This window comes from Rhodococcus sp. F64268, assembly GCF_023015605.1.
Classification (GTDB): Bacteria; Actinomycetota; Actinomycetes; order Mycobacteriales; family Mycobacteriaceae; genus Rhodococcus.
The window spans coordinates 476101-495136 of the sequence record NZ_JALKAI010000004.1 but is presented as its reverse complement, the minus strand read 5'-3'; the positions used below and the strand labels follow the sequence as shown (position 1 = coordinate 495136).

Below are 19036 nucleotides of genomic sequence, written 5' to 3'. Positions count from 1 at the left end.
GATATCAGAGCAGTTCGAGGATGGTGGCGTTGGCCATACCGCCGGCCTCACACATCGACTGCAGTCCGTATCGAATTCCGTTGTCACGCATGTGGTGTACGAGTCGGGTCATGAGGATCGCGCCGGAGCCACCGAGCGGGTGACCGACACCGATCGCGCCGCCGAGCGGGTTGAGCCGGTCGAGCTTCGCGCCGGTCTCGGCGAGCCAGGCGAGCGGCACGGGCGCGAAGGCCTCGTTGATCTCGAACGCGCCGATGTCGTCGATCGACAGACCCGAGCGCTTCAGCGCCTTCTCCGTGGCGGGAATCGGGCCGGTGAGCATGACGACCGGGTCGTCGGCCGCGACGACAGCAGTGTGGATGCGTGCGAGGGGAGCCCATCCCTGCGCGGCCGCGTACTCACTGGTGGTGACGAGCAGTGCGCCGGCGCCGTCGGAGATCTGCGACGAGTTACCCGCGTGGATGACGCCGTCTTCCTTGAACACGGTCTTGAGCTTGGCGAGCGACTCGAGGCTGCCGCCCCGGCGGATGCCCTCGTCAGTGGTGAGGCCGGCGAGCGGCGCGAGCTGCCGGTCGAATGCGCCTGCGTCGGTGGCCGCTGCCGAGAGTTCGTGCGAACGCAGAGCGAACTCGTCGAGCTGGGTGCGGGAGAAACCCCACTTCTCGGCGATCATCTCGGCACCGATGCCCTGGCTGAATCCGGAGACGCCGAACCGCTCGAGCACCTCGGCCGGGTAGTTCTCGTTGGGGGTCTTCACGGCGCTGCCCATCGGAACCTGCGACATGGACTCGACACCACCGGCGATCACCACGTCGGCCTGCCCGGAGATCACCGATCCTGCCGCGAACGACACGGACTGCTGGCTCGAACCGCATGCACGGTTGATCGTGGTGGCAGGCACCGTCTCGGGCCATCCGGCGGCAAAGACCGCGCTCCGCGACACGATTCCGGCCTGCGCTCCGACCTGGCTCACACAACCCCACTGGACGTCGTCGACGGTGGCGGGGTCGAGACCGGTGCGCTCGGCGAGTGCGGTGAGCACGTGTGCGGACAGGTTGACGGGGTGAACTTCGGACAGTGCACCGTTACGGCGCCCGATGGGGGTACGGACGGCATCGACGATCACGGCATCGCGCATGGGGATCGGGTCCTTTGTGAAAGCGAACAATCGGGTCTTGTGGGCAACCGGTGGAGCGAGCACCGGAGAAAAGCAGCCGGCCGGGTGGTGGCCCTCACTTCGAGGAGACCACGCACCCGGCCGGTGAGGATAAGTCTTTCGGCGGAAGCTTCCGTTAGGCGGAAGCTATGCCGACTTCGTTCAGGCCACGCCGCGGATGATCTTGCGGTCGCGTTCGGGGTTGGCGAATACCAGCACGAGCACCGCGGCGATCGCACCGAGGACACCGATGATCTGGAACGATGTCGCGTAGCCCTCCGCCGCGGTTGCAGCGTTGTCGACGATGAGGCCGGTGCCGTAGGGAGCGACGAGGCCACCGATCGCCATGAGCGCGAGGAACACACCCATCGTGCCTGCGGTCTGCTGCGGCGGGCACAGCTCGGAGATCGCGGCGTTGATCAGCGGGAAGGCGATGGCACCGAAGCCGTAGCCGATCGAGACGAGCGCGACCGCCAACGCCGGAGTACCGATCGACGGGAGGAACACCAGGACTGCACCGCAGACGAGGACACCGACGGCGGGAACGATGATGCGGACCACGCGGGAGGTGTGGCCGCGGCTGCGTAGGCGGTCGGTGACGGTGCCCGACGAGATCATCAGGAACAGTCCGACGATCGAGGGCAGCGCGAACATCGAGCCTGCCTGCAGAGCGCTGTAGCCGAGACCCAGTTCGAAGTACGACGGCAGCCAGGTCAGGACGACGGTGGTGAGCGCGTAGACGACGATGATCATGACGGCACAGCTCGCGAAGGTGCGGGAGAAGAAGATCTTGCGCCACGGCACGGACGGCTCGGTCGGAGCGGACGCCACAGCAGTATCGGCGCCCTTGACCGCCTTGGTGGTGTAAGGGCCTTCCTTGAAGCCGGGAACCCAGCACATGATCCACACCAGACCCAGCACCGACAGCGCGACGATGGCCATCCGCCAGCCGTATTCGACGGTGATGAAGGTCAGGACGGGTGCGAGTGCGATCTTCGCGACCGAGGCGGAGCCGGCGAGGAACGCGCCGGGAAGACCGCGCTTGGCGGGCGGGTGCCACGAGTACGCGGCGGTGTGCATGAGCGCCGAACTCGGACCTTCGCCCAGGCCGAGCAGCATGCGGCACACGACGAGCACCACGAAGCCGCCGGTGACGACGAGCGGAAGCATCACGACCGACCAGATCAGGCCGAGTGCGAGCAGTGCCCACTTGAGAGTCAGCTTCTTCTCGAGCGGTCCGGCGAGGAAGCCCCCGATCGTGAAGGTCACGAAGAACAGGGAACCGACGAGGCCGATCTGCGACGAGGTCATCCCGAATTCACGGGCGAGCGGCTGGGCGATGATGCCGAGCACGGCCTTGTCGGCGTAGTTCACCACGTACAGGAAGATGACAAGACTGGTCATCCCCCACGCGCGGCCGGGAGTCACCTTGAACGGTGATCTGGATTCGGATGGCTGGGGGCCATCGTGGGTACTGGACGTACCGTTCACGATTTCACCTGTAGTCACGCGGGAGTCCCTTCAGACTCGGAGGATAACGACGCAGGCCGCACTCTGACTCGCACTCGGCGTGGACCGTCACGCCTGGCGTTGAATTCATTGAACGTGACCGAGCTCACCGAACACAAAGAGCCTTACGCGAACCAATCGATCACCAGAACCTATGACCCATCACAAGTGGTCGGGATATTGGTCTGCGCTAACCGAGCAATAGCCGATCCGGTGCTGGTCCGCCCCCGAAAGCTGTTGCATGCTGGCTGGGAACCGATTCGGGTCGCGTGTGCCCGGAACACGCGACGGACGAGGACAGGACGCCATGAATTCCACCGCTTCCACAGACGAGTTGCCCTCGTCCACCGCCCCCCTCGCGGGAGTCCGTGTGGTCGAAGTGTCGAGCTTCGTGGCCGCGCCCCTGTGCGGAATGACGCTCGCCGCTCTCGGTGCCGACGTGATCCGTGTCGACCCGATCGGCGGAGCCGCCGACTACAAGCGCTGGCCCCTCACTGCGGACGGCGAGTCGATCTACTGGGCGAACTTGAACAAGGGCAAACGCTCGTTCGCCGCCGACTTCCGAAATCCGCAGGCGCACAAGCTGATCAGAGATCTGATCATCGACGCCGGTATCCTCGTCACCAATGCGGCCGGACGCGATTGGCTCGATTACGACGAACTCGCCGCCATCCGCCCCGACCTGATCCACGTACAGGTCCTCGGGCGCGCCGACGGCACCGGCGCCGTCGACTACACCGTCAACGCCGCAGCCGGATTCCCCCAGGTCACCGGACCCGAGAACCTCGACGGCCCGGTCAACCACGTACTGCCCGCATGGGACGTCTCGTGCGGCCTCTACGCCGCACTGTCCGTCGCCTCCGCCGTGTACCGCCGTGAGATCACCGGCGCCGGAACCAAGATCGTTCTCCCTCTCGAAGACGTCGCGTTCGCCACCGTCGGCAACCTCGGCTACATCGCCGAGGCCCAGCTCGGCCTGACCGGCCGCGGCCGGGTCGGCAACGCCGTCTACGGCACCTACGGGTGCGACTTCGCCACCAGCGATGGCGCCCGGTTCATGACCGTCGCACTGACCCCGCGACATTTCCGCGACCTCACCGAACTGACCGGCACGACCGCCGCCGTCACCGCCGTCGAAGCTGCACTGGGCACCGACTTTCGCGACGAAGGCGAACGCTACAAGCACCGCGCGGTCCTCAACGGCCTGTTCGCACCGTGGTTCGCCGCGCGGACGGCAGGAGAGGTCGAAGCCGCACTCGACGGCACCTCGATCCTGCACGAGCGCTACCGCACCTTCGCCGAGCTCGCCGCCGACCCGCTGATCACGAACAATCCGATGTTCCAGCAACTCGACCAGCCGCGCATCGGCACCTACTCCGCGGCCAGCACCCCCATGTCGTTCGACGGCGTGCACCCGGCCGTCCGTCCCGCCCCTGCCAACGGTGACGACACCGCCACCGTCCTCGTCGAGCACCTCGGGCTGACCGACGACGAAGTCGATGCCCTCGCCGCTGCAGGCGCCGTCCACACCAAGCAGAAGGACCTCGCATGACCCGCCTCGCCCAGACCCTCGGACTGACCGAATTCCAGTCGGAGATCCTCGACAACGTTCGACGGTTCGTCGACCGCGAGATCATCCCGAACGCGCAGGAACTCGAGCATTCCGATACCTATCCGCAGGCGATCGTCGATCAGATGCGCGAGATGGGCCTGTTCGGCCTGATGATCCCCGAGGAGTACGGCGGACTCGGCGAGTCACTGCTGACCTATGCGCTGTGCGTCGAGGAACTCGCGCGCGGCTGGATGAGTGTCTCCGGCGTCATCAACACGCACTTCATCGTCGCGTACATGATCTGCCAGCACGGCACTGAAGCCCAGAAGCAGCACTTCCTGCCGCGCATGGCGACCGGCGAGGTGCGCGGTGCCTTCTCGATGTCCGAGCCCGAACTCGGCTCGGACGTCGCCGCGATCCGTACCAAGGCCAAGCGCGACGCCGACGGCAACTACGTCATCAACGGCCAGAAGATGTGGCTGACCAACGGCGGCAGCTCCACTCTCGTCGCCGCGCTCGTCAAGACCGAAGAGGGCTCCGACAAAGCCCACAAGAATCTCACGGCGTTCCTCGTCGAGAAGCCCGCCGGGTTCGGCGAGGTGGCGCCGGGTCTGACGATCCCCGGCAAGATCGACAAAATGGGCTACAAGGGCATCGACACCACCGAGCTCGTCTTCGACAACTACAAGGCCTCCGCCGATACGATCCTCGGTGGCGAGCCGGGTCGCGGCTTCTTCCAGATGATGGACGGCGTCGAGGTCGGTCGTGTGAACGTGTCCGCTCGCGCGTGTGGTGTCGCGATCCGCGCATTCGAGCTCGCAGCGCGCTATGCGCAGCAGCGCACCACGTTCGGCAAGCCGATCGCACAACACCAGGCGATCGGGTTCTCTCTCGCCGAGATGGCGACCAAGGTCGAGGCCGCGCACCTGATGATGGTCAACGCTGCGCGCCTGAAGGATTCGGGTGAGCGCAACGACGTCGCGGCAGGTATGGCGAAGTACCTGACGAGTGAGTACTGCTCCGAGGTGACGCAGGCGAGTTTCCGCATCCATGGTGGCTACGGCTATTCGAAGGAGTACGAGATCGAGCGGCTCATGCGTGAGGCTCCGTTCCTGCTCATCGGTGAGGGCACCAGCGAGATCCAGAAGACGATCATCAGCAAGGGCATCCTCCGCGAATACGCGCTGTAATCCAGCTGCCCTGTCATACATAACCCGGAAGGAAAATCCGTGCAGCGTACGGTGTTCAACGAGGATCACGAAGCATTCCGCGATACGGTTCGCACCTTCATCGCGAAGGAAGTCACGCCGGTCTACGAACAGTGGGAAGAAGAGGGACATCCCCCGCGTGACTTCTACCGCCGCATGGGTGAACTCGGTTTCCTCGGCATCCAGGTACCCGAAGAGTACGGCGGAGGCGGCGAGAAGTCGCTGAAGTTCAATGTGATCCTCGCGGAAGAGGCGTCGGCTGCGGGTGCGTCGTTCGGTTCGTCGTCGGTGCACTCGAACCTGATCCTGCCGTACATCATGCAGAATGCGACCGACGAGCAGAAGCAACGCTGGCTTCCCGGATTCGCTTCCGGCGAGCTGATGTTCGCGATCGCGATGACCGAGCCGGGTACCGGCTCCGACCTCGCGAACATTGCAACCAGCGCAAAGCTTTCCGAAGACGGCAGCCACTACGTCCTCAACGGATCGAAGACGTTCATCACCGGCGGCGCACTCGCCGACCGCGTGCTCGTCGTCGCCCGCACCACCCCCTACGACCCGGAAGACCGTCGCGGCGGCCTCTCGATCCTGGTAGTGGATGCATCGAGCGAAGGCTACTCCGTCGGCCGCAAGCTGAAGAAGATCGGCCTCAAGACCTCCGATACCGCAGAGCTGTCGTTCGACGATGTCAAGGTTCCGGTCACGGATCTGCTCGGTGAAGAAGGCAAGGCCTTCTCGTACCTCACCCAGAACCTCGCGCAGGAGCGCCTGACGATTGCGTTCGGCGCGGCAGCCACCGCGTCGGCCGCGATCGCCCACGCCATCGCATACACCAAGGACCGCAAGGTTTTCGGTAAGCCGGTGGCGTCGTTCCAGAATTCGAAGTTCGTGCTCGCGGAGTGCTCTGCGGAGCTCCAGGCATTGCAGATCATGGTCGACAACGCCATCGAGCTCAACGATCGTGACGAACTCACCGTCCCGGATGCCGCTCGCGCGAAGCTCTTCGCGACAGAGACCGCCGGTCGGATCATCGACAAGTGCCTGCAGCTGCACGGCGGATACGGCTACATCACCGAGTACCCGATCGCGCGCCTGTACGCCGACACCCGCGTCACCCGCATCTACGGTGGCACGAGCGAGGTCATGAAGACGATCATCGCGAAAGATCTCGGCCTCTGACTTGATCCGGCCGCGAACCGGAACCACACAGAAATCGCGGATCATGCTCCCTCACAGGAAACATGGTCCGCGATTTCTCGTCGGTGCTAGAGGAATGCCTGATCGATCACCAGCACCGCTCCGAGCACGATCATCACAACGCCCGACACTCGGCTCACGACACTCGCCAGCGACGGACGGGCGCGCAGCACCCTTCTCGCGCCGGCACCGACACCCAGATACACCACAGCACACGTGATCACGTGCACCACACCGAGCATCGCGATCTGCGCGGCGAGCGGCCACGGGCCCGCCGGATCGGTGAACTGCGGCAGCAGCGCCAGGAGCAACAGAAACACCTTCGGGTTGAGGCCGCTGACCCCCACACCCTTGACGGTCTGCCGCGCCCACGAGTCGGCGCCACCCGGTCCGCCTTCCTGCGGAGCCGACGGACTCGTGAACATCCCCACGCCGAGCCAGATCAGGTATGCGGCACCGATGGTCGACAGCACCGCGAGCAGGACCGGCGACTGTGCGAGCACAGCCGCGACACCGGCCGCGACGATCGCGGTCATCGCAAGGTGCCCGAGCAGCATTCCGCTGACGGCAGGCACGACACTCCGATAGCGCAGTCCCGCAGTGATCGCATAAGCCCAGTCCGCCCCCGGCGTCAGTACGAACAGTATCGACACCATCCAAAACGCAGCAACGACACCGGCAGCCATGGTCACCTCATTTCCGTGAATTGAACGGGACGATCAGCCCCAAGGAAAGATTAGGAATCCTTGCCTGGAATGTGTTTGCGAGTATTACCTCGACGAGGGTCATTTGAGGGAAGATCTTCGTCATGGACGCAATCGACAGGGAAATTCTTGCCGAGCTACAGAAAGACGGCCGCCTCACCATCACCGAGCTCGCCGACCGCGTGCGTCTGAGCATCTCGCCCTGCCACCGGCGCCTGCGCGCACTGGAGCGCGACGGAGCGATCAGCGGCTACCACGCCCAGCTCGACGCGAATGCCCTCGGCCTCACCTTCGAATCCCTGGTGTTCGTCACGATGCACACCGCGGAACGCATCACCCTCGACGCATTCGAGACGGCCGTGGCGACGATTCCCAACGTGATTCAGGCGCAACGCTTGTTCGGCGACCCGGACTATCTCCTGCGCGTCCTCACCCGCGACCTGTCGGCCTACCAGACGCTCTACGACGAACAGCTCTCCGCGCTGCCCGGCGTCCAACGCCTCAGTTCGACGCTCGTCATGAAACGTGTCGTGGAGAATCGGCCGCTGCCGCTGTGAACTGCTCCGTCGGCGAGTGGTAGGGGACCCGCAACGACAGCGTCACCACCAGCCGCTACTCTTCGCGCCATGCGACTGCTCGAGAAATCGAAACGGGTGATCGAAGCCCAGCTGAACAACTCCACAATCCGCGCATTGTCGGGGTCGATGGTGGCGTACGAAGGGCAGATCACGTTCAAATCTGCGGGGTTCGGCGGAGGTGACGGGGTACTCGCCGGCCTGCGCCAGCGCGCCGCCGGCGAAGGCCTGTCCCTCATGGAATGCACGGGTACCGGCGTCGTGTACCTCGCCCACGAGGCACAGGACACGACGGTACTCGAGTTGAACAACGAGACGTTGCAGGTCGAGTCCGAACAGTTGCTCGCCTTGAACGGAAACCTCAACACCAACGTCACATTTGCCGGTGTGCGCGGCGGGATGAGCGGGCAGGGCCTGTTCACGACGACGGTGTCGGGATCCGGACAGGTGGCCTTGCTCTCTGCCGGCGGCCCGCTGATCCACCTCGAAGTGTCTCCGCAGTACCCGCTCGTCGTCGACCCTGATGCGTTCGTCTGCGCGAAGGGGATGCTGACGCAATCGTTCGTGACAGATGTGTCGTGGCGGTCGGCAATCGGCCAAGGCAGCGGCGAGGCATTCTCGCTCCGCTGGGAGGGCTCCGGCATCGTGTCCATTCAGCCGGCGGAACGGTAAGGGGCAGGACATGGCATTCACGAAGATCAACAGCAAGGTCGTGCGGGTCGACCTCATGCAATCGGGGCCCATCGTCGCGCGCCGCGGCGCAATGCTCTTCTACACGGGCGAGGTGCAGTTCGCTCCACACGGCAGCCCGGGTGGGGCGGGTGGCGCTCCCGGCCTCGGAGGGATGGCAGGAATGGCCGGCCGGATGCTGCAGGGCGAGCACGAGGCCACGATGCTCGCCCAGGGCAAGGGCAGCGTGCACTACGGCTTCAAGGGGCTCGAAACACACGTCGTCGACATGTCGGCCGGCGGTGAGCTCCGCGTGGAAGCGTCGCGGATGCTCGCCCACACGGTCGGTCTGCAGAGTTCGGTGGTGTCGGCGAATGCGACGCCGTCCGGCGGTGGTGGTGGCGGCGGACTGTTCGGCGCCCTGCGTGGCGCCGCGACCGGCATGGTGACGGGACAGGGCATGTTCACCACCCAGCTGTCCGGCTACGGCGCAGCCGTACTGCTCGCGCACGGTGGGGTACTCGAACTGCAGGTGGGCGGGCCGTCCCCGGTGGTCGTCGACCCGCAGGCCTTCGTCGCCTCGTACGGTCCGGTGCGGACCGAGCTGAAGTCGTCGATGACCTGGCGCAATGCGGGCCGCACCGGCGGCGAGTCGATGCAACTCGAATGCACCGGTCAAGGAATCGTCTACGTGCAGGCATCGGAGGAGAAGCTGTGAGTGCCGTCCTGAATCCGTCACACCTGGTGGGCAGCGACAACGTCCCCGGCAACAACTATGCGTTCAGCATCGATCTGCAGTCGCCGTGGTTCCTGTCGAAGGGCGCGATGATCGCCTACTACGGTCAGGTGCAGTTCAATGCGCTCACTCAGTTGCACGGCCAGATGCTGCACATGGTGGCTCGGTCGTTCTCGGCGCCGATGTATCTCGGCGACTACGTCGTGGCAGAAGGTTTCGGAAAGCTGATCCTCGGGGATCGGGGATACGACATCAATTCGTTCGACCTCGACGATGGGAACCTCACCGTTCGGCAGGCCAACCTACTTGCGTGGGAGCCCGGTCTGGCACTGAAGCAGTCCATCGTGCCCGGGTTTCTCACCTTGATCGGGACCGGCAAGTTCCTGGCGTCGTCGAACGGGCCGGTGATGTTCGCCGAGCCACCGTTGCGCGTCGATCCGGAGGCCTTGGTCGGATGGGCGGACTGCCCGTCGCCCAGCCACCACTTCGACGAAGCGTGGATCACCGGGTTCATGTCTGCGGGTGCACGCTTGTTCGGGGTGCAGTCCGGCGAAGAGCGCCAGTTCGATTTCACCGGTGCGGGCACGGTGCTGATCCAATCGAGCGAGAAGGTCATCCACGATTCGTCGCTCGTGCGCACCATCGAGGGACAGATCCCGGGCTTGTCGTCAGGCGGGTTGCAGCGAATCAACCAGGTGGTGTCACAACAGCTACAGCAGCAACAGGGGTAACACCCCCTGGGTCGATCCTGGGTCTATCACGGATCAGCTATTCCGATTTTGTGACTACGATCACACGCTAGGGTAGCCTAACCAGATGTAAGGTTTGGACAACCTAAGAAAGTGTCTTCGGCAACAGGAATGGTGGCTCATGATCGTCTGCAGTTGCCACGCACTCACGCATCATCACATCGAGGCGGAGGTCGCAGCCGGTGCGCGCTGCACCCGCGAGGTGAGTGCAGCCTGTCGAGCAGGCACCGATTGCGGCAACTGCGTCCGCAACATCTCGGCGATCATCCGGCACGCCCGCGCTCAGAGTGAGATCATCGAACTCGAGACCGCCGTGTAGCCAGCCCCTACCCGGCGGTGAAACCCGATGGTTCACCCGGGAGGTGCCATGAAGGGCGACAAGAAGGTAATCGAACTACTCAACGAGCAGCTCACTGCCGAGCTCACAGCGATCAACCAGTATTTTCTTCATTCGAAGATGCAGGAAGATCGCGGATGGACGAAACTCGCCTCGCACACGCGCGCCGAGTCGTTCGACGAGATGCGGCACGCCGAAAAGCTCACCGACCGGATTCTGTACCTCGACGGACTCCCCAACTATCAGCGGCTCGGGTCGCTGCGACTGGGCCAGACCGTGAAAGAGATGCTCGAATCGGATCTGGTCGTCGAGGTCGAGGCACGTGATCGGCTCCGCAAGGGATCCGAGTACATGCGTTCGGTCAGCGACATCACGTCGGCGAACATCTTCGAGGCGATCCTCGCCGACGAAGAAGAACACATCGACTACCTGGAAACCCAGCTCGACCTGCTGGAGCAGCTCGGTGAGCCGCTCTATCTGGCCAAGCACGTGACGCCGGAGGAATGACGGCGTAGCAGCAAGAACATGTGAGGGCGGCCCCATCGGGGTCGTCCTCACATGCGTCTGCGATGAGTTCCGGCCGATCCGACGGTCGGTATCCGATGGATGGCACGGCACACCGCCGGGCCCCGTCCGGAAGGAGACCTCATGGCCGCACCCTCCCTCGGCAGCATGCTTCTGGCGAGCACGGATCCCGAGCGCCTACGCGACTGGTACACCAGCGCATTCTCGGTGAAGTCCGAGCGCACCCCCGGCGAACCCGCATACGACGTCCTCGATTTCGACGGCTTCTACGTCATGCTCGACCGTCGCGCCGATATCGGTGCGCTCAATCCCGAACCCGGACGTCTGATCATCAACCTCGAAGTGACCGGTGCGCGAGACATCGTTGCCCGCCTCGACGAACTCGGCACCAAGTGGCACTCGCCCCTCGAAGATCGCGACGGCAGCCTTTTCGCGACCGCGATCGACCCGGACGGCAACTACGTGCAACTCGTCGAGCTCAGCGACGAGGCAAAAGCTGCAATGACATGAGGTCGATCGCGTCGGACTGTCGGCGATGGCATCCTGGAGGACGTGACCGAGCGCAAGCGTCCGGACGTGAGTTTCGAGACGTGGGTCGAGCGACAGATCCGCGTCGCGCAGGAACGTGGCGACTTCGACAACCTTCCCGGCGCCGGAAAACCGATCCCGAACCACGGGAACGACGAAATGTGGTGGCTCAAGACCTATCTCGAGCGCGAGGGTTTGTCGGGGGAGGCGTTGCTGCCGCCGGAACTACAGTTGCGCAAGGAGATCGAACGACTACCCGAGTCGGTGCGGACGATTCCGACGGAGAGGGACGTGCGGCGGGTCGTCGCCGATCTGAACCGCCGTGTCGCCGCGTGCCTGCTCTCTCCGGAACGCCTCCCCGTTCCACTGCACAAGGTCGATGTCGACGACGTGCTCGAAACTTGGCGCACAGCGAGAGAGCGACGGCGCACGGAAGCGAAGAATTCCTTGGCCGAACAAGTGAGCGCTGCGCAGCCACCGGCGAGCACCGAACGCCGGCGACGGTTCCGATGGTTTCGGGCGCGATAAACCCGTAGGCATCCATCTCGCGTTCGATAGCGGCCCAATCCCCGGATGCCACACGATCAGGCCACGGGCACCCTACGGTGCCCGTGGCCCTGTTCGTTCGATCCGTCATGGGTCATGCCGAATGTGAGGTCGGTGCAAGTGTCCGACTCAAGCCAGGGAGGCTCCGGTGGCCGCTCGGACCTGCTCCTCGGACACGCCGGGCGCGGTCTCGACCAGCTTCAACCCATCGTCGGTGACATCGATGACGGCAAGATTCGTGACGATCCGCTGCACCACACCCTCACCCGTCAACGGAAGCGAACACTTCTCCACGATCTTCGGGTTGCCCTGCTTGTCGGTGTGCTCCATCAACACGATCACCTTACGGGCACCGTGCACCAGATCCATCGCACCACCCATACCCTTGACCATCTTGCCCGGCACCATCCAATTCGCCAGATCACCGGTGGCCGAGACCTCCATGCCACCGAGCACAGCCGTATCGATGTGGCCGCCACGGATCATGCCGAAGCTCAACGACGAATCGAAGAACGCCGCACCCGGATTGACCGTCACCGTCTCCTTACCGGCATTGATCAGATCAGGATCGATCTCCTCGTCCGTCGGATACCGGCCCGTGCCCAAGATCCCGTTCTCACTGTGCAACGTCACTCGCACACCCTCGGGCAGATAGTTCGGGATCAACGTCGGCAAACCGATACCGAGGTTGACGTACTCACCCGGAGACAGTTCCTGCGCGGCACGCGCAGCCATCTCGGTACGCGACCACCCGACGGTCTCGGCGGTGTTCACACTGGTGCTCATGCTCACGCTCCCTTTCCGGCGCTGACGGTGCGCTTCTCGATCTGCTTGTCCTGCACACCCGTATGGACGATGCGATCGACGAACACCCCCGGCAGATGCACCTGACCCGGATCGATCTCACCCGGCTCGACGAGCTCCTCGACCTGCACGATGCACACCGTGCCCGCCATCGCCGCGAGCGGATTGAAGTTCATCGCGGCCTTGTTGAACACCAGATTGCCCTCGGTATCACCGCGCAGCGCGTGCACCAGCGAATAGTCGGCGTTGATCGACTCCTCGAGCACATACCGCTTGCCGCGGAACTCGCGGATCTCCTTGGCCGGCGACGCGATCTCCACCGAACCATCGGCGGCGTACCGCCACGGCAACCCGCCCTCGGAGATCGGGGTACCCACACCCGCGGGGGTGAAGAACGCCGGAATCCCGGCGCCACCGGCGCGGAGCTTCTCCGCGAGGGTGCCCTGCGGTGTCAGCTCCACCTCGAGCTCACCGGAAAGATACTGGCGTGCGAATTCCTTGTTCTCACCGACGTATGACGCGGTGACCCTCCGGATCCGTTTCTCACCGAGAAGAATCCCGAGTCCGTGCCCGTCGACACCGCAATTGTTGGAAAACACCTCGAAATCGGTGGCGTCGCCCGCGGCGATCGCCTTGATCAACTCGTCGGGGATACCGCACAGACCGAAACCGCCGACGGCGAGCAGCGCACCCGACGGAATGTCCGCAACGGCGGCCTCGGGCGTCTCGAATACCTTGGAAGCCAAATCCAATACCTCTCCGGTCCATGGGACACATCGCCACCGGGCAGATGTGTCCGCTGAGTGAACACGCCTTCTTTGCTGTGTACCAATTAATAGTGTGGGTGATCACATTGCAAGGGCATCGCGGGCTGAAATTGCACATTGGTCGCTGAACGAACACGCCATCGGAGAGTGTTCACTCAGTGGACGTATGCTGAGCCTGTGACATCAGGCGCTCAGGGACAGTTGGTCGGGAGGGTTGCAGCACTCCTGCGGGCCGTCTCCGCCCACGAACCGACCGGAGTGTCGACGTCCGACCTCGCACGCGAGACCGATCTTGCCAGGCCGACGGTCCACCGCCTGCTCGCCACGCTCGCCGACGAAGGACTGGTCGACAGGCACCGCGACAACGGGCGATGGACATTGGGCCCGGAGTTGTACCTGCTCGGTTCACTCGCAGCCGCGCGCTACGACATCGCGGAACTCGCAGGGGACGTCCTACGCGACCTCGCCCGGGAAACCGGGGAGAGCGCCTATCTTTCCGCACGGCGTGGTGACGAGACCGTGTGCCTGGCCGTCGAGGAAGGCAGCTTTCCGCTGCGTTCGCATGTGCTGCACGTCGGGATCCGGTTCCCGCTGGGCGTGGCGTCGGCGGGGCTGGCGATCCTGTCGCATCTACCCGACCGAGACATCGACGCGTATCTGTCGAGAACCGATCTCTCGACGGAGTGGGGGCCAGACCACGCGAGAGGTGATATCGAGAAGCGCATCGCCGCTACCCGTTTGGCCGGGTACTCGGTCAATCCGGCGCTCATCGTCGAGGGAAGTTGGGGCATGGGCGCGGCAGTGTTCGACACACGCGACACCCCGACGTGGGCGCTCAGCATCACCGGTGTCGAAAGCCGTTTCCGCGACGACCGCCGCGCCGGCCTCGGTGAGTCGCTGCTGAACCAGGCGCACCGGCTCACTCAACTACTACGACGACGGCCGCAGCCGGGCCACTGACCCTTGCGGGATCAGCGGCCCGGCGAGCGTCAGTCCGTGCGGCTCGGGACCCGCTGAAGCAGCCGCTCGGCGTGCTTCAGAATCGGGCCGTCGACCATCTTGCCCTCGAAATCGAAGACGCCTCGCTGGCTTTGCGCGGCGGCAAGCACGCGCCGTGCCCAGTCGGCTTCTTCCTCGGTGGGCGCGAACGCACGGCGGATCACCTCGATCTGAGCGGGGTGAATCGCGACCTTGATGTCGAATCCGACAGCCACCGTGTCGAGGGATTCCTCGTACAACCCATCGGTGTCCTTGATGTCGAGGTATACCGAGTCCAGCGCCCAGCAGGCATGACCTTTCGCGGCGAGCAGCGACACCGACCGAGCATGCTGCGCGACAGCCCGGTAGGTTCCGTCGGCGCGTCGGCTCGAGTTGCCGCCGAGGCCCGCGACAAGGTCTTCGGCACCCCACATGACACCGATCGTGTTGTCCGCCTTCGCGATCTCCTCGACGGCGAGCACTCCCAGCGGCGACTCGATCAGAGCAACGACCTCGAGCAGTTCGAGGGAGCGCACTTCGTCGGCGCTTTCACACTTCGGGAGCATCACCCGGGTGTAGGACGTGCGACGCAGCGCTTCGAGGTCGAGTTCGTGATCGGCGGTTCCCACCGGGTTGACCCGCACGACTGTGCGTTCCGGGTCGAGCGGGGTGGCGACGAGTGCGTCGCGGGCGGCCTGCTTGTCGCCGGCCGACACGGCGTCCTCGAGGTCGATGATGACGACGTCGGAGCGGTCGGCTGCCTTGGCGTAGCGTTCGGGACGGTCGGCCGGTACGAAAAGCCATGCGGGGCCGGGTAGTTCCCAAGTCATGAGGTGGGCCTCTTCTGTACGAGTGTTTTACGGACCGCGATGCCGACGACATCGCCGTGCTGGTTGCGGCCCGTGTGCTCGAGGGTGACGATGCCTTCGCCTGGGCGACTCTTCGACTCACGCTTGTCGAGGATCTTCGTCTCGACGTAGAGGGTGTCGCCGTGGAACAGCGGCTTCGGGAACGACACTTCGGAGAACCCGAGGTTTGCGACGATCGTGCCCTGCGTGAGCTGCGCGACGGACAGGCCGATCATCGTGGACAGGGTGAACATCGAGTTCACCAGTCGCTCACCGAAACTCGTCCCCGCAGCGTACGCGGCATCGAGGTGCAGGGCCTGCGTGTTCATCGTCTGCGTCGTGAACAGCGTGTTGTCGGCCTCGGTGATGGTGCGGCCCGGCCGATGCTCGTAGATCGCGCCGAGCTCGTACTCTTCGAACCACAGACCACGCTGAGTAATTCGCTTTTCGGTCTCGCTCACAGTCCCAGCCCCCGTGCGATGAGCATCAGCTGCACCTCGGTGGTGCCCTCACCGATTTCGAGGATCTTGCTGTCGCGGTAGTGCCGGGCCACGGCGTATTCGTTCATGAACCCGTAACCGCCGTGGATCTGCGTGGCGTCGCGCGCGTTGTCCATGGCCGCCTCGGAGGCAACGAGTTTCGCGATGGACGCCTGCTTCTTGAACGGCTTTCCGGCGAGCATGGCAGCCGCGGCGTCGTAGTAGGCGGTACGAGCGGTATGGGCACGCGCTTCCATCCGCGCGATCTTGAATGCGATGGCCTGGTTGTTGCCGATCGCGGTGCCGAACGCTTCGCGCTCCTTGGCGTACTTGATCGATTCGTCGACGCAGCCCTGCGCGGCACCGACCGACAGCGCCGCGATCGCGATGCGGCCCTCGTCGAGAATGCGCAGGAAGTTCGCGTAGCCGCGACCACGCTGCCCGAGGAGGTTCGCTTCGGGGACGCGCACATCGGCGAAGGTCAGCGGGTGGGTGTCGGAGGCATTCCAGCCGACCTTGTTGTAGGCGGGTTCCGCGGTGAATCCGGGGGTATCGGCGGGCACGAGGATCGTCGAGATCTCCTTCTTCCCGTTCGCGTCGGCCCCGGTGACCGCGGTGACCGTGACGAGAGAGGTGATGTCGGTGCCGGAGTTGGTGATGAACTGCTTGTTGCCGTTGATCACCCAGTGCCCGTCCTCGAGCTTCGCGGTGGTCTTGGTACCTCCTGCATCGCTACCGGCGCCGGGCTCGGTCAGGCCGAACGCCGCGAGGTTGCGGCCACTCGTGAGCTGCGGCAGCCATTCCTGCTTCTGCTCCTCGGTGCCGAAGCGGTAGACCGGCATCGCGCCGAGCGAGACGCCCGCCTCGAGGGTGATGGCGACCGACTGATCGACCTTGCCGAGTTCCTCGAGTGCGAGGCAGAGGGCGAAATAGTCGCCGCCCATTCCGCCGTACTCCTCGGGGAAGGGAAGACCGAACAGACCCATATCCGCCATTCCCTGCACCACTTCGTACGGGAACGAATGCTCGGCGTCGTGCTTGGCCGCGACCGGCGCGACGACGGTGCGCGCGAAGTCAGCGACGGACTTCTTCAGCTGTTCGTATTCGTCGGGGAGTTGGCCGGTGGCCAGGTACGACGGGGAACCGTGGTTTGTCGGCTCGGTCATGCCACATCTTCTTTCGTGTCGGCGTGCGGAGTGATGCGTGCGAGCAGTTGATCGACCTTGACCTGTTCGCCTGCGGCAGCGAACAGTTCGACGACGCCGTCGATCGGGGCAGTGAGCGCGTGCTCCATCTTCATGGCTTCGACGATTGCGATCGTCTGGCCCGCGGTGACCTCGGCGCCTGCGTCTACGGGGACGGCGATGACGGAACCCGGCATCGGGCTCGTGATATCGGCGTCGCCGGCCTGATCGTCGCCGCCACGCACGCTGGCCTCGCGGACCTCACGGACCGCGACGGCGCCGTGTCCGTCGGCGAGCCAGATCGCGTCGTCGACCTCCGCGACCCGGAACACCTGACGGCGGCCGTCGAGCACGACCGCGAGGACCGAACCGTCCAGGGTCGCGGACAGCGAATACTCTTTGCCATCTTCGACATTCACGATTCCGGAAACGGGGGTCCCGGTGAGCCGCACGTGCGCGGTGCGATCACCGGACGCAAGGCGATAACTCGTGGGCACATGCGGGCCCACGCGCCATCCGTCGGGAATGTCCCACGGGTCGGAGGTGTCGTCGGGCCAGTGCTGCAACCAGCGAAGCACGGCCGCAGCGACCAGGGCGGCATCGGAGGTCTGCGGTGCGGTGTAGTCGCCGAGCCGCCGATCGAGCAGGCCGGTGTCCAGTGCGCCTGCCACTACCTCGGGATCGGCCAGCAGGAACCGCGCGAAGTCGATATTGGTCACCACACCGAGCACCGCGGTATCGGCGAGCGCGCGATCGAGGCGCCGCAGCGCTCCGGCACGATCGTCGGCGTGCGCGATGACCTTGGCGAGCATCGGGTCGTAATCACTGCCGACGACGGTTCCCGGCTGCAGACCGGAGTCGACGCGCACTCCGGGACCGGACGCTTCGACCACGTCGGCGACGGTGCCGCCGGTGGGCAGGAACCCGCGACCGGGATCCTCGGCGTACACGCGGGCTTCGATGGCGTGACCGGTGAGGGCGATGTCGTCCTGGGTGAATCCGAGGGGCTCCCCGGCGGCGACACGCACCTGCCACTCGACGAGGTCGAGGCCGGTGACCATCTCGGTGACGGGATGCTCGACCTGCAGGCGGGTGTTCATCTCCATGAAGAAGAACTCGTCGGGGGCGTCGGCCGAGACGATGAACTCGACGGTGCCAGCGCCGGTGTAGTCGACGCTCCGCGCGGTGTTGCAGGCCGCTTCACCGATACGAGCGCGGGTGGCCTCGTCGAGCAGCGGTGACGGCGCTTCCTCGATGACCTTCTGGTGGCGACGCTGCAGGCTGCATTCGCGCTCGCCGAGGTGGACGACGTTGCCGTGGGTGTCGGCGAGGATCTGCACCTCGATGTGTCGCGGTCGCAGTACGAATCGCTCGAGGAAGAGTGTGTCGTCGCCGAACGACGACGCGGCCTCGCGACGCGCGGAGACCAGGGCGTCGGGAAGATCGGCGGGATCGTGCACCAGCCGCATGCCCTTGCCGCCACCTCCGGCCGACGGCTTGACCAGCACCGGGTAGCCGACTTCGGCGGCGCCGGCGATCAACTCGTCGTCGGTCAGGCCCGGTCGTGAGATACCCGGGACGACGGGGACATCGAACTCCGAGACCGCGCCCTTGGCCGTGATCTTGTCGCCCATGGTCTCGATCGCGTGGGCGGACGGGCCGAGGAATGCGATACCCGCCGTGGCGCACGCGGAAGCGAAAGCCGAGTTCTCCGACAGGAATCCGTAGCCCGGGTGGATCGCCTGCGCACCGGTTTCGACTGCCGCGGCGATGACCTTGTCGATCACCAGGTAGCTCTCGCGGGCCGCGGCGGGCCCGAGGAGTACAGCGGTGTCGGCTTCGCGCACGTGCCGGGCGTCGCGGTCGGCCTCACTGAACACTGCGACTGAGCGGATGCCCATCGACCGCAGCGTGCGGATGACGCGGACGGCGATCTCTCCGCGGTTGGCTACCAGTACTGTATCGATGCGTTTCGTGTCACTCAT

Annotated in this window: 21 protein-coding genes; 12 read left to right on the top strand and 9 right to left on the bottom strand. The window is 64.9% G+C overall.

The window, feature by feature from the left end:
* Positions 1 to 4: 4 nt before the first annotated feature.
* Positions 5 to 1138 (bottom strand): acetyl-CoA C-acyltransferase, encoded by a 1134-nt coding sequence (locus MWU77_RS12665; RefSeq protein ID WP_247273854.1) that lies wholly within the window; start codon positions 1136 to 1138, stop codon positions 5 to 7.
* Positions 1139 to 1318: 180 nt separating this feature from the next.
* The gene (locus tag MWU77_RS12660; RefSeq protein WP_247273853.1) at positions 1319 to 2665 is read right to left on the bottom strand and encodes an MFS transporter; all 1347 of its coding nucleotides are present in this window, start codon (positions 2663 to 2665) and stop codon (positions 1319 to 1321) included.
* 307 nt (positions 2666 to 2972) lie between these two features.
* Here MWU77_RS12660 and MWU77_RS12655 point away from each other — a divergent pair, with 307 nt between their 5' ends.
* From MWU77_RS12655 to MWU77_RS12645, 3 genes are read left to right on the top strand one after another with little or no spacing between them, the layout of a single operon-like run.
* Positions 2973 to 4217 carry a CoA transferase gene (locus MWU77_RS12655; protein WP_247273852.1) on the top strand — a complete coding sequence of 415 codons (1245 nt, stop codon included), beginning with the start codon at positions 2973 to 2975 and terminating at the stop codon, positions 4215 to 4217.
* Positions 4214 to 5407, top strand: coding sequence for an acyl-CoA dehydrogenase family protein (locus tag MWU77_RS12650; protein WP_247273851.1), 1194 nt, complete (start codon positions 4214 to 4216; stop codon positions 5405 to 5407). The genes MWU77_RS12655 and MWU77_RS12650 overlap by 4 nt, the downstream gene beginning before the upstream one ends.
* Before the next feature lie 39 nt (positions 5408 to 5446).
* Positions 5447 to 6604: an acyl-CoA dehydrogenase family protein gene (locus MWU77_RS12645; protein ID WP_247273850.1), complete on the top strand. Its 1158-nt coding sequence runs from the start codon at positions 5447 to 5449 to the stop codon at positions 6602 to 6604.
* Positions 6605 to 6690: 86 nt separating this feature from the next.
* On the opposite strand, the gene MWU77_RS12640 is transcribed toward MWU77_RS12645, so the two are convergent.
* Entirely contained in the window at positions 6691 to 7308 is a 618-nt protein-coding gene (locus tag MWU77_RS12640; protein WP_169689381.1) for a LysE family translocator, read from the bottom strand.
* Positions 7309 to 7430: 122 nt separating this feature from the next.
* Here MWU77_RS12640 and MWU77_RS12635 point away from each other — a divergent pair, with 122 nt between their 5' ends.
* From MWU77_RS12635 to MWU77_RS12600, 8 genes are all read left to right on the top strand, one after another.
* Complete coding sequence (locus MWU77_RS12635) at positions 7431 to 7883, top strand: Lrp/AsnC family transcriptional regulator (protein ID WP_169689380.1); 453 nt, start codon at positions 7431 to 7433, stop codon at positions 7881 to 7883.
* A 69-nt stretch (positions 7884 to 7952) separates the two neighbouring features.
* Positions 7953 to 8573 (top strand): AIM24 family protein, encoded by a 621-nt coding sequence (locus MWU77_RS12630; RefSeq protein WP_169689379.1) that lies wholly within the window; start codon positions 7953 to 7955, stop codon positions 8571 to 8573.
* A 10-nt stretch (positions 8574 to 8583) separates the two neighbouring features.
* The gene (locus tag MWU77_RS12625) at positions 8584 to 9288 is read left to right on the top strand and encodes an AIM24 family protein (RefSeq protein ID WP_169689378.1); all 705 of its coding nucleotides are present in this window, start codon (positions 8584 to 8586) and stop codon (positions 9286 to 9288) included.
* Entirely contained in the window at positions 9285 to 10037 is a 753-nt protein-coding gene (locus tag MWU77_RS12620; RefSeq protein ID WP_169689377.1) for an AIM24 family protein, read from the top strand. The genes MWU77_RS12625 and MWU77_RS12620 overlap by 4 nt, the downstream gene beginning before the upstream one ends.
* A gap of 139 nt (positions 10038 to 10176) precedes the next feature.
* Positions 10177 to 10374 (top strand): bacterioferritin-associated ferredoxin, encoded by a 198-nt coding sequence (locus tag MWU77_RS12615; protein WP_054718585.1) that lies wholly within the window; start codon positions 10177 to 10179, stop codon positions 10372 to 10374.
* A gap of 48 nt (positions 10375 to 10422) precedes the next feature.
* Positions 10423 to 10899 (top strand): bacterioferritin, encoded by a 477-nt coding sequence (gene bfr / locus MWU77_RS12610; RefSeq protein WP_169689376.1) that lies wholly within the window; start codon positions 10423 to 10425, stop codon positions 10897 to 10899.
* Positions 10900 to 11040: 141 nt separating this feature from the next.
* Positions 11041 to 11427, top strand: coding sequence for a VOC family protein (locus MWU77_RS12605; RefSeq protein WP_247273849.1), 387 nt, complete (start codon positions 11041 to 11043; stop codon positions 11425 to 11427).
* Between the two features lie 42 nt (positions 11428 to 11469).
* Positions 11470 to 11973 (top strand): DUF1992 domain-containing protein, encoded by a 504-nt coding sequence (locus MWU77_RS12600; protein WP_169689374.1) that lies wholly within the window; start codon positions 11470 to 11472, stop codon positions 11971 to 11973.
* 147 nt (positions 11974 to 12120) lie between these two features.
* Here MWU77_RS12600 and MWU77_RS12595 read toward each other — a convergent pair whose 3' ends face one another.
* The gene (locus tag MWU77_RS12595; RefSeq protein ID WP_247273848.1) at positions 12121 to 12777 is read right to left on the bottom strand and encodes a CoA transferase subunit B; all 657 of its coding nucleotides are present in this window, start codon (positions 12775 to 12777) and stop codon (positions 12121 to 12123) included.
* A gap of 2 nt (positions 12778 to 12779) precedes the next feature.
* The gene (locus tag MWU77_RS12590; protein WP_247273847.1) at positions 12780 to 13541 is read right to left on the bottom strand and encodes a CoA transferase subunit A; all 762 of its coding nucleotides are present in this window, start codon (positions 13539 to 13541) and stop codon (positions 12780 to 12782) included.
* A 198-nt stretch (positions 13542 to 13739) separates the two neighbouring features.
* Here MWU77_RS12590 and MWU77_RS12585 point away from each other — a divergent pair, with 198 nt between their 5' ends.
* Positions 13740 to 14522 (top strand): IclR family transcriptional regulator, encoded by a 783-nt coding sequence (locus MWU77_RS12585; protein ID WP_247273846.1) that lies wholly within the window; start codon positions 13740 to 13742, stop codon positions 14520 to 14522.
* A gap of 29 nt (positions 14523 to 14551) precedes the next feature.
* Here MWU77_RS12585 and MWU77_RS12580 read toward each other — a convergent pair whose 3' ends face one another.
* From MWU77_RS12580 to MWU77_RS12565, 4 genes are read right to left on the bottom strand one after another with little or no spacing between them, the layout of a single operon-like run.
* The gene (locus MWU77_RS12580; RefSeq protein ID WP_247273845.1) at positions 14552 to 15370 is read right to left on the bottom strand and encodes a CoA ester lyase; all 819 of its coding nucleotides are present in this window, start codon (positions 15368 to 15370) and stop codon (positions 14552 to 14554) included.
* Positions 15367 to 15849, bottom strand: a complete 483-nt coding sequence (locus tag MWU77_RS12575; RefSeq protein ID WP_169688945.1) for a MaoC family dehydratase — start codon at positions 15847 to 15849, stop codon at positions 15367 to 15369. Before MWU77_RS12575 ends, MWU77_RS12580 begins: the two co-directional genes overlap by 4 nt.
* Positions 15846 to 17033, bottom strand: coding sequence for an acyl-CoA dehydrogenase family protein (locus tag MWU77_RS12570; RefSeq protein ID WP_169688946.1), 1188 nt, complete (start codon positions 17031 to 17033; stop codon positions 15846 to 15848). Before MWU77_RS12570 ends, MWU77_RS12575 begins: the two co-directional genes overlap by 4 nt.
* Positions 17030 to 19036, bottom strand: coding sequence for an acetyl/propionyl/methylcrotonyl-CoA carboxylase subunit alpha (locus tag MWU77_RS12565; protein WP_169688947.1), 2007 nt, complete (start codon positions 19034 to 19036; stop codon positions 17030 to 17032). Before MWU77_RS12565 ends, MWU77_RS12570 begins: the two co-directional genes overlap by 4 nt.